The sequence below is a fragment of the Nanoarchaeota archaeon genome, from assembly GCA_018897155.1.
In the GTDB taxonomy this organism is placed as follows: Archaea; EX4484-52; EX4484-52; order EX4484-52; family LFW-46; genus LFW-46.
Genome location: JAHILE010000017.1, coordinates 1 through 13,241, shown reverse-complemented (window position 1 = coordinate 13,241; position 13,241 = coordinate 1). Strand labels below are relative to the sequence as shown.

Annotated in this window: 17 protein-coding genes; 8 read left to right on the top strand and 9 right to left on the bottom strand. The window is 40.3% G+C overall.

Annotated features, from left to right (window positions below):
• The 3 genes from KKB09_01650 to KKB09_01640 all read right to left on the bottom strand — a co-directional run bounded on the left by KKB09_01650 (position 1) and on the right by KKB09_01640 (position 2,824).
• Complete coding sequence (locus KKB09_01650; GenBank protein ID MBU4299899.1) at positions 1-1,398, bottom strand: CoA-binding protein; 1,398 nt, start codon at positions 1,396-1,398, stop codon at positions 1-3.
• A gap of 194 nt (positions 1,399-1,592) precedes the next feature.
• Positions 1,593-2,441 carry a hypothetical protein gene (locus tag KKB09_01645; GenBank protein ID MBU4299898.1) on the bottom strand — a complete coding sequence of 283 codons (849 nt, stop codon included), beginning with the start codon at positions 2,439-2,441 and terminating at the stop codon, positions 1,593-1,595.
• A gap of 89 nt (positions 2,442-2,530) precedes the next feature.
• Positions 2,531-2,824 (bottom strand): DNA-binding protein, encoded by a 294-nt coding sequence (locus KKB09_01640; protein ID MBU4299897.1) that lies wholly within the window; start codon positions 2,822-2,824, stop codon positions 2,531-2,533.
• A 479-nt stretch (positions 2,825-3,303) separates the two neighbouring features.
• Between KKB09_01640 and rpsB the strand changes: the two genes are divergently transcribed.
• The 3 genes from rpsB to KKB09_01625 are packed head-to-tail and all read left to right on the top strand — an operon-like array spanning position 3,304 to position 5,639.
• Positions 3,304-3,981 (top strand): 30S ribosomal protein S2, encoded by a 678-nt coding sequence (gene rpsB / locus KKB09_01635; GenBank protein ID MBU4299896.1) that lies wholly within the window; start codon positions 3,304-3,306, stop codon positions 3,979-3,981.
• A 57-nt stretch (positions 3,982-4,038) separates the two neighbouring features.
• Complete coding sequence (locus KKB09_01630; protein MBU4299895.1) at positions 4,039-4,530, top strand: small multi-drug export protein; 492 nt, start codon at positions 4,039-4,041, stop codon at positions 4,528-4,530.
• 41 nt (positions 4,531-4,571) lie between these two features.
• On the top strand, positions 4,572-5,639 hold the full coding sequence (locus KKB09_01625) for a phosphatase PAP2 family protein (GenBank protein ID MBU4299894.1): 1,068 nt from the start codon (positions 4,572-4,574) through the stop codon (positions 5,637-5,639).
• Positions 5,640-5,689: 50 nt separating this feature from the next.
• Here the strand turns inward: KKB09_01625 and KKB09_01620 are convergent, their stop codons facing one another.
• The 3 genes from KKB09_01620 to KKB09_01610 form a co-directional block, all read right to left on the bottom strand.
• Positions 5,690-6,847 (bottom strand): cation:proton antiporter, encoded by a 1,158-nt coding sequence (locus KKB09_01620; protein MBU4299893.1) that lies wholly within the window; start codon positions 6,845-6,847, stop codon positions 5,690-5,692.
• Between the two features lie 29 nt (positions 6,848-6,876).
• Positions 6,877-7,125, bottom strand: a complete 249-nt coding sequence (locus KKB09_01615; GenBank protein ID MBU4299892.1) for a hypothetical protein — start codon at positions 7,123-7,125, stop codon at positions 6,877-6,879.
• Between the two features lie 77 nt (positions 7,126-7,202).
• Positions 7,203-7,637 carry a CBS domain-containing protein gene (locus tag KKB09_01610; GenBank protein MBU4299891.1) on the bottom strand — a complete coding sequence of 145 codons (435 nt, stop codon included), beginning with the start codon at positions 7,635-7,637 and terminating at the stop codon, positions 7,203-7,205.
• A gap of 197 nt (positions 7,638-7,834) precedes the next feature.
• Here KKB09_01610 and KKB09_01605 point away from each other — a divergent pair, with 197 nt between their 5' ends.
• Positions 7,835-8,356 carry an adenylate kinase family protein gene (locus KKB09_01605; GenBank protein ID MBU4299890.1) on the top strand — a complete coding sequence of 174 codons (522 nt, stop codon included), beginning with the start codon at positions 7,835-7,837 and terminating at the stop codon, positions 8,354-8,356.
• 31 nt (positions 8,357-8,387) lie between these two features.
• On the opposite strand, the gene KKB09_01600 is transcribed toward KKB09_01605, so the two are convergent.
• Positions 8,388-8,717 carry a hypothetical protein gene (locus KKB09_01600; GenBank protein ID MBU4299889.1) on the bottom strand — a complete coding sequence of 110 codons (330 nt, stop codon included), beginning with the start codon at positions 8,715-8,717 and terminating at the stop codon, positions 8,388-8,390.
• 126 nt (positions 8,718-8,843) lie between these two features.
• Here KKB09_01600 and KKB09_01595 point away from each other — a divergent pair, with 126 nt between their 5' ends.
• Positions 8,844-9,923, top strand: a complete 1,080-nt coding sequence (locus KKB09_01595) for a mechanosensitive ion channel family protein (protein MBU4299888.1) — start codon at positions 8,844-8,846, stop codon at positions 9,921-9,923.
• 45 nt (positions 9,924-9,968) lie between these two features.
• On the top strand, positions 9,969-10,967 hold the full coding sequence (locus tag KKB09_01590) for a DHH family phosphoesterase (GenBank protein MBU4299887.1): 999 nt from the start codon (positions 9,969-9,971) through the stop codon (positions 10,965-10,967).
• A 51-nt stretch (positions 10,968-11,018) separates the two neighbouring features.
• On the opposite strand, the gene KKB09_01585 is transcribed toward KKB09_01590, so the two are convergent.
• The gene (locus KKB09_01585) at positions 11,019-11,174 is read right to left on the bottom strand and encodes a hypothetical protein (protein MBU4299886.1); all 156 of its coding nucleotides are present in this window, start codon (positions 11,172-11,174) and stop codon (positions 11,019-11,021) included.
• A 129-nt stretch (positions 11,175-11,303) separates the two neighbouring features.
• Between KKB09_01585 and KKB09_01580 the strand changes: the two genes are divergently transcribed.
• Positions 11,304-12,410 (top strand): hypothetical protein, encoded by a 1,107-nt coding sequence (locus tag KKB09_01580; protein MBU4299885.1) that lies wholly within the window; start codon positions 11,304-11,306, stop codon positions 12,408-12,410.
• Here KKB09_01580 and KKB09_01575 read toward each other — a convergent pair.
• Positions 12,378-12,785: a PIN domain-containing protein gene (locus tag KKB09_01575; protein MBU4299884.1), complete on the bottom strand. Its 408-nt coding sequence runs from the start codon at positions 12,783-12,785 to the stop codon at positions 12,378-12,380. The two genes, KKB09_01580 and KKB09_01575, sit on opposite strands and share 33 nt — an antisense overlap.
• A gap of 65 nt (positions 12,786-12,850) precedes the next feature.
• Here KKB09_01575 and KKB09_01570 point away from each other — a divergent pair, with 65 nt between their 5' ends.
• The gene (locus tag KKB09_01570) at positions 12,851-13,120 is read left to right on the top strand and encodes a hypothetical protein (GenBank protein MBU4299883.1); all 270 of its coding nucleotides are present in this window, start codon (positions 12,851-12,853) and stop codon (positions 13,118-13,120) included.
• Positions 13,121-13,241 lie beyond the last annotated feature (121 nt).

Below are 13,241 nucleotides of genomic sequence, written 5' to 3'. Positions count from 1 at the left end.
TTATTTTTTCGCCAAAACTTCAAGAGCTTTCAAAGCCCTTCTCGGCGTAGGATACGCAGGTATCTTTTGGCTCTCAAGATATTTTAATACCGCTGCCGCATATTTTCCGCCGAATGCTCCGGCAACAAACGGCTTTTGCGTCCTCCTTTTTGCGGAAATTATGGCATTTGCGATATAATCATCAAGGGATATTCCGAGATGCCATACAAAAACAGCAATTCCATCGACATTTTCATCTTTTATCACTGCGTCAAGCGCCGCCTCAAAGCGCTCGCTTGCGGCATCGCCGATTAGGTCAAGCGGATTATTTATCTCGGAAAAATCCGGCATCACTGACTTTACTTTGTGCCTTGTCGCATCACTAAATTCCGCAAGCTGCATTCCGTGGCTTAAGCACATATCCGCGCACATCACGCCAAAGCCGCCGCCATTTGTTACTATCGCAATGCGCGGATGCTCTTTTTTATCTGCCTTTGTTTCGTAAGCCGCGGCCTTTCCAAAATCGGTAAGCTCTTCGATTGTTTTTGCGCATATCGCGCCGGCCTGTTTCATTGCTGCGCCAAACACGCGGTAATTTCCAGTAAGGCTTCCGGTATGCGACACTGCGGCTTTTGCGCTGCCTTCGTGTTTTCCCGCTTTCAGGATTATGACGGGCTTTCTAATTTTCGAGTTTGAGCTTGATTTTGATTTTTTCAGAATTTCGTAAAATCTTCTGCCGTCTTTTAGCCCTTCGACATAGCACAATATCGCCTTTGTTTTAGAGTCTGCCAGGAGATATTGCAAAAGCTCCGACTCGTCAACATCCGCGCGATTTCCATAGCTCACAAATTTCGAGACGCCAATGCCGCGGGATGCCATATAATCAAGTATTGCGGTTCCTACAGCTCCGCTTTGAGAAATTATTGAGATGTCTCCGGCAACAGGTGTGCTGAATTTAACAGGTGAGACAAAAAGCATATTCAGTTTTGAGTGCGCATCATAGACTCCCATGCAGTTCGGGCCGATAATTCTTGTGCTAGAGCCTTTGATTATTTCTTTAAGCTCCTGCTCCCTTATTGCGCCGTTAACTCCGGTTTCGCGAAAACCGGCAGAAATCACGACAACTGCTTTCACTTTCTTTTTTACGCACTGGCGAAGAACGCCTCCGACATCTGACGCATGCACAGCAATAACTGCAAGGTCTGGAGAAACAGGCAATTTTTCTATTGAAACAAAGCATTTTATGCCGTGGATTTTTTTCTCATGGATATTTATAGGATAGAGATTTCCGCGCGCAGCGCCATGCATCAAGTTCTTAAAAATTATGCCGCCGAGCTTTTTTTCATCAGGAGACGCGCCGACAACGGCAATGGTGCGCGGAGTGAAAAAGGATGCTAACGATGAACTAGCCTGAGACATAGTAGTATTATTGGCGTTTTAATATAATATAGATATTATCAAGGCTGATGGCATATGCTGAAGTGTTCCGCAACAAACGGCTGCGGGCATATACCGAATAATTTCGTAGCGAACAGCAAAGTACATTAGCATATCTCAAAACACCATAGAACAAAGACAGTAAAACGCGATGGAAAAGTCATCCATCTAAAATCTCAGCGATTTCCCAAAAGTTTCCCATATTCTCTAACATCTTCTTTGGTCAAAGGGCTTGAATGAATAACTTTTGCGTAAATATCCTTTATAACTCCTTCTTCACCTTCTTTCAACATCAACTCATTTTGCTTAAGCGGTGGTTTTCCTCTATAAAACTTATCTGCTAATTTTACTTGTTTAAGCTCATCCAAAACAGACTCCAGCTTCTCGGGACTATATCCATCAACTATCTTTTTAGCTTTTTCGATTTGCTCGATGTCTTTTTGAATGGGTTCTTTTCCCAGTGGAATGATAGTAAATCCGCCGGCCTGCCTTAATTCAATTGTATTGGCGCTCGATTGAGAAAGAATTTCGTCATACATAACGTTAGCATTCGTCTCCAGAAAAGAAATTCTTTCTTTAAGAGATATTGTATCTTTAAGCGCTTCTTCAATAAGTTTCTGCACAGTTATACTTCTTTCCTGCGGCGAGGACGCCCTAAGATTTGTATAGTCATTTCCGTATTCCAGCAATTTTGCCGGTATGTTCGGGAACGGGTTTGCGGTTACTGTCCTGTTTCGAAGTCCAATACGCGTTCCACTCAATAGTGTATTCTCAATGGGTTTTTCAACAACTATGAGAAGATTATTATCATATGCGCGCCGTATAATCGGGCTTTCCTGACAACATCCATCAACAGGATAACCAAAAACTTCTCGAATATTATATGTAGTTATTGTGCCGCCATCTCGGAAGTTTATGCCGGCATTATTTAGAACATAATTAAGGAAATCTGCTTTCTTATTTAATTCGGCATTGGAGAGTTTTTTATGCTTGAAAATATCCATTAAATCACTACTTGGAATCATTCGAAAATAAATTTAAATCCGTCTTGTGACCGTTCGGAACACTATGGAAAATTAAATACGGCTCCAATTTGCAAAGTACGTTAAGAACGTTACTCCACAACTTCAATTTTTCCGCCCCTGCCGACATTTAATTGCATGTTCTTGTTCCAGACCGTTATATATCCGCCGGAGAGCTTGATTTTTTTTGCTTCCTTAAGAGTCTTTATCTGATCTTCCCATACGCTAAGATTCATCCTTCCGCTGTCGTCTTCAAGAACTGCCGTAGCAACCTGCTTTGGCCCGAATCGCGTGTTGACTGTTCGCGGGTCCTGAACTTCAATAACAGTCGCTTCGACTTCGATTTCCTTAGAATCTGCTGTTAAATCGCTAATCTTGTCTACCATTTTTAATCATTCTCCATTATCTTTGGATTAAAAAGCTTGGCGCGAAAAACGCCATGATTTTTAATCATTCTCCATTTTTAGCCATTTACCTTTCATTCTGGGCTAAAAAGCCTTGAACGAAGTGAAAGGATTATCTTTGGATTAAAAAGCTTGAAAACGTCTTTATGTATAAGTTTTCAAGATTGTTTAATATATTCTTTTGCATTAAGCTAAAAGAACATATTTTATTTAAAATTAAAACTTTATAAATCCCGAAATCAATACCTTTAAAAACCTTACTGATGTATGTAGTATGTTATTATCAGAGATGATTTCAATCCAATGCATAATAAGCGGATTGAAAACTCTCTTACTTCGCTTTAGCACACACCATTAAGTGCTATGTTCGAGGCTTTTTGAAGGAATCCTCAAAAGCTTGCCACGCAAGTGGCATGATTAGCCCAAAGCGAAATTTTTATGATTCACGGAGATGGCTAAAAATGACTGACGCAACAGAAGAAACGCAGCAAATTGAAAGACAAGACCTACTAGTTCCACTTGAAAATTATCTTTCAGCAGGAATTCATATTGGCATGACACAAAGAACAAAAGCGATGTCAAAATACATCTACAAAGTGCGAAACGACCGCCTTGCATTTATTGATGTCAGAAAAATCGACGAGCAGATAGAAGTCGCCGCAAAAATGCTTTCAAGATACAATCCCGAGGACATAATTGTTGTCAGCAGAAAGAAAATCGGCCACAAATCAGTTCAATTGATGTCAAAGACCCTCGGCACAAGGGCGGTCCCGAGCAGGTTTATGCCCGGGACTCTTACTAATCCTTACCAGAAAGGATATATCGAGCCAAAGATAATGCTGGTTTCAGATCCTTTCGCAGACAAGCAGGCTGTAAAAGAAGCATTCAATGCAAATATCCCGATAATCGCGCTATGCGATACATATAGCAGCACGAATCTTATAGATCTTGTTGTGCCATTGAATAACAAGGGCCGCAGATCAGTTGCTTTATTGTACTGGATTCTTACGCGCGAAATTCTAAAGCTGCGCGGAACAATAAAGGGCGATGCAGAATTCAAATACACTGTCGAAGATTTTGAAATGCCTCCTGAAGCTGAAGGCGAAGTATTTGGGGAAGAAGCAGGCGAAGAAGAGTAGACTAATTACTATATATGTATATAAACAATCCCGCCTTAGTTTATCAAGGGATGGTTAATGTCAGAACTGCTTTCGTTCTTAATATCCTATATTTCAAATCCGTGGATTATTGTAGCTATTCTTGGCTTTCTTCCATTGACAGAGGTGCGAATAGCGATACTTTACGGATTATTTGCCGGGCTTGATCATTTTAACTTATTTCTTGTTGCAGCATCAGCAAATATTATTGAAGCAATCGCATTATTCTCTTTAATTGGAAACAAAAAAGCCATGAACTGGATGGGTCGCATACTCGGCAAAAAAATCGAGAAAAAAATCAAAGAAAACCGGAAAACTTTTGAAAAATATGAAGAACTTGCGCTGATATTTCTTGTCGCCGTCCCGATTCCCGGAACTGGAACAATAATCAGCGTTATCACGGCAAACGCACTTAAGCTCGATAAAAAGAGGTCTTTTATCGCCATATGCGCAGGAATCCTTATTTCCGCGGCTTTTGTGATGCTTGCGGCGAAATTCTTCATGTCGCTTTTAGGAAGTTTTTTTAGATAGAAATAACTTAGCCTTAAAAAGAATTGCGCCAAATGATGTTTATGCTTTTGGAACTTCCGTTGACATTGTATCTTAACGGATATTCGCCGGCACTTTTGAAAGCCGCGTACTATGTAAGTGAATCGATTTATTTGATGCTGTTTGTTTCAGTACTTCTTGCGCTTAAAAACGGCGGACTGAAAAAAGGAATATATACAACCGCATCACTCGGCATAATTTTTGTGGTAAGCACTGCGCTGAAAATGATATTCAACATCTCACGGCCCAATAATGACGCTCTCGTTTTTATCGACAAAGAAACCGATGCAAGCTTTCCAAGCACGCACTCATCAACAAGCTTTGGTGCGGCCGCGATTTCTGCAAAAAATATTATGTATTTATGGGCTGCGTTTATTGCCGTCAGCAGGATGGTTCTTGGAGTGCACTATCTAAGCGACATTTTGGCAGGCGCGTTCATCGGCTATGCAATCGGTAATGCTGCAAGGATATACGAAAAAATCATTTTCAATACGTTTTTCAGCAAAGAGCACATCTTTGAAACAAGGCGCAAACTAGTGCACGGCCTCCTGGGAGTACCTGTTTCACTGTTTGTATTTTTTGCGCCAAGACCTTTTGCACTTTATTTTAGCATCACATTAATTATTTTTCTTTTATTACTTTCTGCAATGATAAGAAGCGGAATTTACGTGCCTCTCTTAAGCGAGATACTTGCGATTTTTGAGCGAAAAAAAGATATGCAGGAATTCCCTTTGAAAGGCACAATATATTTTCTCATCGGCTCATTTGCCACAATGCTGCTTTTTGAAAAAACAATAGCATCTGCGGCAATAATAATCCTTGCGCTTGGCGACTGCTTCTCGACTTTGGTCGGAAAGCCTTTTGGAATGACCAAACATACGCACAACGGCAAGAAATCGGTTGAAGGCTCTTTTGCCGGATTTGTCGCAGCGTTTATTGGCGCGCTTTTCTTAGTGTCGCCAAAGGTTGCGCTGATTGGCGCGTTTGCCGGGATGTTCGTGGAGTCCCTTGACCTGAAGATTTTTGGAATTCCTGTTGATGACAACTTCTCAGTTCCAATCATCGCAGGCGCGGTGATGCTGCTGATTTAAACAGGCTTAAAGAGATCTCTGACGCGTTCGGATTCCCGATTTATTGAATTTCAATACGAACTATCGCTTGTAAATCCTCTCTTAATCAAGCTCGGAGCAATAAGTATGGTTGCAATAGAGACTGCCACTATTGTCGAGAAGAGCGAGAAGTCAATCAGCTTCATTCCAAAGCCGCTTGCTGCAAGTATGAGTGAGAATTCCGCGCGCGGAATCATCCCTGCCGCTAATGCGAAAGCATCTCCTTTCTTGTAGCCCATGTATCTTGAAGCCATGAAGAGCGGCAGGAATTTGCTTATCAGAACAATGAAAAACATCGAGATAAACAAAACCATATTTGATGAGACATCGCTTATCGATGTCGAAACGCCAATGTTTGTAAAGAACATCGGAATGAAAAGCCCGTATGCTATTGTACTGAGTTTTGGCACTATCGCAGGATTGACAAACGGGGACTTGTTTATTACCATCCCGCCGATGAACGCGCCGATTATCAGTGAAATGCCTATCTGGTGGGCAAGAAGCGCGATTGCAAATCCAATCACAAGCGTGAACGAAATCAGCGCCTCTTTCACAACCATCTTTTCTGCGACTTTGAGCACCTGGGGCACTATCTTTGCGCCGACAGTCGTCATTATTGTTATGAAACCAACAACAGTTAAAATTAATTTCCATATTTCGGAAGTATTCAGTGCAGAATTTGTGAAATATGTGGCGGCAATTGCAAATACAATTATGCCCACAAAATCATCCACTATGCTTAGGCTCAAGAGAAATTTTCCCGCTTTTGTGTAGAGTTTGTTTAGATCTATCATGCATTTAACACATACGCCTGTGCTTGACTGGCTGAAAACCGCTCCGAGAAATGCTGAAATAGCATAATTGAATCCGAGCAGAAAATGTGCGGACAGAACAATTATTACAAATGCAACAACCTGGCCGACTACGCCGATAAAGAGAGCATCTACGATATTGTCATGAACTTCTTCCATTTTGGTGTTGAGCCCTATGAGAAAAAGAAGCAATATTCCGCCGATTTCAATAAACTGATTCAACTCCATGTTTGTGCCAAGAATTCCAAGAATGGACGGCCCAAGAATAATTCCGGCAGCTATTTCTCCCACGAGCGTCGACTGGTTCAATCGTTCCGCCATTTCGCCGCCGATTCGCGCGAAGAGCAATAGCATTACCATTACGAATAATAATTCCATGTTTTATCTCCCCTTTGTTTTTGCCACACTTAGCACGGCAAGATATACTTATCGACAGATTTCGCCGCATTTAATGAAAAATTACTTGTGCTGCTCTTTGGCTCATCAGACACTAAAAGTGAAACTGCGTTGTTTAGCGACTTTGTTTCATAAATGCCTAAAAAAGTCCTTAGTATGTGAGCGCCTGGCAAATTGTCCAATATAGAAATCGGTTTATAATACCTGAAACGTGCGTCTTCTTCTGATTTGATAGCTAATTTTGATAAATAGTTTTCCATTTTATCTCCCCTTTTTGTTCGATTGGTGCAATTATAATGTATGCTTCCTGACTTTTTGTTTGATTTTGTAGTTTCTTTTATTTGCCTGTTTGGCCGAATACATCCAAAAGGCTTACAAATCCGATAACTACCGTGCCTTTATTTATAACGGGTATAAAAGTTACCTGGTTGTTTGTGAATAATCTTAGTGCGTCCCCGACAGTATTTTCTTCTTCCAATTGAATCGCAGGAGCCATCATAACTTCTTCGATTTTTCTTGACAATCCGGAAACAAAAAATTCTTCAGATATTTTTATATTTCCGCCAAGTATTGACGAAACCTGGAATGCCTTGAGTATATCTCTTGGACATAGCGTTCCTATGAGCGTTTTGAAGTCGTCGACAACCGTTATGAATTGAATGCCGGTTTTTTGCATCAGTTCGACTGCCTCAGATATCGTGTCCTCCTTTTTAAGCATTAGTGTATTGGTTTTCATCACTGTTTTTATCGAATTTTCCAGTATGCCCGGCATCTTATATCTTCTCCTCGGTGCGCCTTTTATTGTTTTAAGTACTATATATAGACATACCTTGATATGGCGAGAGGTTGGGCGCATTAATGATTTATTGTTGAATGCTCAACATATCACATTATGAAAATCATAAAATTGCTTAGCAAAGCAGCCAATTTTAAGCTTTTCATTTTTTCGATGCATGAGGTGACTCAAAAATGAAAATAGCGCTCTCAGGAACTCCTGGAACCGGCAAAACCACAGTTGCAAAAATTCTTGCGCGCAACTTAAACTATTCTCTTCTTAGCCTTAATGAGTTCGCTAAATCTCACAAACTCACGCTCGGCAATGATAAAAAAAGAAATAGCGTCATTGTTGATGTTTCCGCGCTGAAAAAAGAAGTTGCGCAGATGGAAGGGAACATCATTCTTGAAGGCCATCTTGCGCATTTCTGCGATGCTGACATATATATCATATTGCGCACCAACCCCAAGGAACTTAGGAAACGAATGAAAACGCGTGTTTGGAGCGAGGAAAAAATACGCGAAAATGTCGAAGCCGAAATAATGAATATCTGCCTCGATGAGGCTGTGGAGCTTCATGGAAAGGCGGTTTTTGAAGTGGACACGGCAAAGAAAAGCGCTGAAGAAGTTGCGAAAATAATCGAAGAAATCATTGCAGGAAAGAAACGGGAAAAATACGCGCCCGGGAAAATTGATTGGACAGAACACATCAAGTAAGCTATAGAGTTAAACAAAATTTGGTTGCGAGCTAATCTATATTCGCTAATTGACCTTCACTTATACCTGCTGGAATTTCAATACCAAACACTTTGACTTTTCGTCCTCTCGCCAGTTCTTGATACGTTTCTTCTAACTCAATAAGATATTTCGGTGTTTTGCCTCCTGGAGCAACCTGCATCATTGTATTGTCAATCTCCATTTGCATAGTCTTTATTCCCAGCATTAACGCATACCTTAAAGCATCAACATCATATTTTCCAGAACCAATAGAGTTTATTGCTGCTTCAACATTCTTTTTTTCTACGGCTCCTGCAGCTATATCTAGTAAATCTGTTAAATCTTTATAGTTGTCTATCATAATATCACACACAGTATATCATGGTCGTTTAACTTTATAAATCTTTAAAAAGTTCACCACCAATAAAGAATTACATTATTCTAAGCATATATACATATATAGTTATCTTTGAATAAACTGTATATTATGTTTATAGCAGAAATCCTGAAAAATATTACGTCCGGAGCCGAAATCATAATCCCGGCGGTTTCGTCACCTTATTTGAATGCGCTTATCATTCTTTTAGCATCATTCATTCTTGCAAAAATCGCGGACTTTCTTTTTGAAAAAGTGTTTCTTAGGCTTACCGCGCATACGGAAACAGATCTTGATGACAGGATTGTCGCAAGCCTGAAGTCGCCGATTTATTATGCGGTCATTTCAATCGGCACTTACGCATCGCTGCATTCCATCAGCCTTGGAGATGCTGCATTTTTCTACATCGACAACCTGATTCAGACAATACTCATAATAATCGGCGCGATTGCCGCATGGCGCATTACGGACTTATTCATCGGCCGCGTTATAGCGAAATTCGCAGCAAAAACAAAGAGCACGCTTGATGACGAAATGATGCCGCTTTTTAAGAACATTACAAAACTTTTGATAATTTTTGCAGCAATAATGCTGACGCTTTCGGCATGGGATATAAATGTGACGCCGCTTCTGGCATCCGCGGGAATCGTAGGACTTGCGCTCGCTTTTGCCGCGCAAAGCACTGTGGCGAATCTTTTCGGCGGCGTGGCGGTTTATTTTGACAAGCCGTTCAAGGTCGGCGACAGGATTCAGCTGGAAAGCGGCGAAATCGGCGATGTTGTCGAAATCGGTATCAGAAGCACAAGATTGCAGACATTTGATGACACCCTGATAATAATTCCAAATGAAAAGATAGCCAATTCCAAAGTCACAAATTTCAACCAGCCAATACCTAGGATGAATGTGAAATTTAATATTGGCGTTGTATACGGCTCGGATGTTGCAAAGGTGAAAAAAACGCTTTTGAATGCTGCTGAAGGCGCGCAAAACATATTGAAAAATCCCAAGCCAGTGGTTCTTTTTATGGAGCACGGGGATTTCGCGCTAAAATTCCTGCTTATTGTCTGGATTGACATGCCGACGAAAAAAGGCACGGTGCTTGATGAAATAAATACTGCAATCAACCGCGAATTCAATAAAGCAAAGATAGAGATAGCATTCCCGACGCAGACGGTTTATCTGAAAAAATAATCCTTCAGTCCAGCAGTATATAAATTTCCTGAAGCAATGTATCTTATGCCAAAATCAAACATTACAGGACTGAAAGACGCACTTGTTGCGCACAAATCGGCGACAATCATAGTTCACCATAATGCAGACCCCGACGCAATCGGAAGCGCGATAGCATTATCTCGCGGGCTTGCGCAGCTCGGAGTAACTTCGGAAGTTTGCGCGCCTTTTGGCATTTCCCTGCAATCAAAAAGCATTCTTGCAAAATATCCTTTTCCGGTTTTTGAGAGCCAGAAAATAGAATTTAAATCGCTTGTTTTTCTTGTTGATACATCAACCCCGGAGCAGATAGGCAACATAAAAATTCCTGAATCATCAGAGCTTGTTGTAATCGACCATCATGAGCCCGGCGTGTTTTTTACAGCTGCTAAGTACCGTTTTGCGGAAAAAGAGGCTCATGCAACTGCATTCATTGTATTTGATTTATTCAAAAATCTCGGCGTAAAACTAACTTCCGAGATTGCGTTTTTTCTTCTTGCGGGAATTGTCGCAGACACTGCGTTTTTGAGAATGGTCAATTCGCGCGACTTAAAAACTGCGGCAGATCTTCTTGAAATTATCGGCGATGATATCGACATGGTTTACAGCGCGATTTCAACGCCCGAGGATATTTCCGAGCGCATCGCAAAATTCAAGTGTTTCAAGCGCATGAACGCATACCGCCTTGGCGACATAATTGTTGCATTTTCGCATGCAGGCTCGTTTGAGTCGCAGGCAGCACTCGCGCTGATTAAAAGCGGAGCTGACGTCGCGTTTGTGGAAAATATTGATGAAAAAAAGCCGGAGTACCGGATTTCCGGAAGGCTGCGCACTCATCTTTCCGGGAAAATCGACTTGTCAAAAATGATGAAATGCATTGAACCTCTAATTGGCGGAAGCGCGGGCGGGCACCCGAGCGCGGCATCTGCTAACGGAAAAAACGTGAAGAGCGGCAAGAAAGTTGAAGACGCGCTTTTGCAGGCGCTGGAAAAAGAGCTTGGCGCAAAGAGAAAACAGATTGCTTGATAATATTAAGGGAGAGTGTTGTTATGTTAAAACACTCTCCTAAGGCATCAATCAGATTTTTCTTAATAATATTGATGCTATCAGCGCAATTATTGCCATTGCTAAGAAAGTGCCTGAGTTTGCATTATTCATTACAGCAAGTATTATTGCGCCGGCGCCTAAGATTGCTGGCAGGCCGCTGCCAAATGCATTTATGTTTATGCCCATTTAATCAACTCCGTTACAGTCATCAGCGTGAATATGTTAGTATATACACATAGTGATATAGTTATATACATTAGATACTTATATTTTTGACGACAAAACTTTATATATCTTTACATACTTATACTATACATGCCGCGAAAAGCGACAGAAGAATTTATGCATTCCATTATTAACTCGGTTAGCTCGGAGCCTAAATCAATACTTGAAATTGCAAATGCTTCTGGAACGAGTTGGGAAAGCACAAAAAAAGCTCTAGAATTCTTACAGTCTTTAGAAGTTGTAGAAAGTACAACGGATCAAAACAAAAAATTCTTTAAAAAGCATTTTCTTCCAACCGTTGGCAGCAATAATACCTGGTTTAATATCCCTCTTGAAAAGCGGGATGATGGGCTCATAAACTTTATTTTCGATATCACAAAAAGAATATGGGTGGAAAAAACCGGTTGCAAAATAGGAAAAACGCAAATGCAAAAAGTTGTTGTAAATGTAAATCGTGCCTGCAAGTTAGATTTGCCTATCGGCCGGTATCTTTATGGAATGATTTGCATCAAGCCGTTTAATCAAGATGAAGCATATAGTTATCCAATTCCTGAGAATAATCAACAAATAACAGCAGCCATACAATCGGCAGTAAATGAATATTCTGAACTTTCAATACCTGAGTTAAAAATACGGCATTATGGCGAAACAGATAATTTCTTATATTTAGCCAAGGAAGAAAGCGCGTCTTTGGCTTGTGCAGACTTCAATAAAATTAATTTTTCAAAATTTTGCAATTCTCTTTCGAATATGCTTATCAAAATACCGCAAGATGAATTGGAAAGTATACAATTATTTGTTGAATTTATGAGCGTATCAAATAGCCTTTTATTACTTGATGAGCGGGCTCTATTGCAAACGAAAGGCGAAGTTATTTCTTCATTTAATGAATTATGGAAGGCTATAGCGACAAAGCTTTTCTTTAAAGACCTATCTTGCAAATATTCGAAACATCAGTTGATGAATCTTGCTCTTGAAAGATATACTCAAAATGAAATAGCGAAAGATTGCATTTCACAATTAAGCGAGTACGTTCTGGATAAAAATAATGCAAAGTGCCCCGAATACGAAGCGCTGAAAAAATTGCATGGTTCAATAAAAGAAATTAAAACTCTTACCGAGGAAGAATCGCATAAATTAGCGGAAGAATCCGCAAAAGAGCCGTCAAAGATTTTCAGGGAGTTTGACCTTAACTAAAGTTTCATACGCCAAAAAGCCCTTTAAATCACGTGTTATCAAGAATGAAGCTCCGGCTTTATTTGCAAGAATTGCGTGCAATGCATCTTGAAAATGTGCTGACAATATTTTGGCTTTTTCAATATCTTCGGGTGTGTGTTCGACTTTAACGATTTTTCGTTTGAGAAATGAAAAGAGCGTATTGATCTGGCCAAATTCAACCTTATTTTTCAATTCGACCAAAGTCCAGCTTGAAACAATGATTTCAAACTCGCAAGAAAGGCTGCGATTAAATACGGAAAAAGCTCTGTCGCCAATATTTTTTCCAAATAAATTGTTCCGATTAAGAAGATAATCAAGATAAATGTTTGTGTCGCAGTATATCTTTATCGACATAGCGTATATGTGTTTTTTGAATTTATATTATTGAACGCTAACGTGTAATTAAATGAGGGATTATTATGTCAGAAGAACCGCAAAATAAAGAACTCACAGTCCAAGAGGAAAGAGCGCAATTCGGACAGGAAAAGCCCAAGGCAAAAGACACAGCAAGATTAATCTGGGCCTCAAAACCTAGAAAAGAGCCAAATGCCAAAGACTTGGAGTTCCAAACCGCAGAAGAGGTATATCCAAACATAGCTGAAGTTGAAAACAAACGATTATCGAGTTTTGCATCAGAAAAAAGAAACATTTCCGAACAGCCGAACCGGAATATGCGCCTGAAAAAATAGATAATTTTCAAAGAATGGAAAACGGGCAGGAGCTAATTAACTCATATGATTTGCTTTTCATTGTCGAGCATCCAAAATATAATGAAATATACAATCAATTAAAGCAGGCAGGAGCGATTAT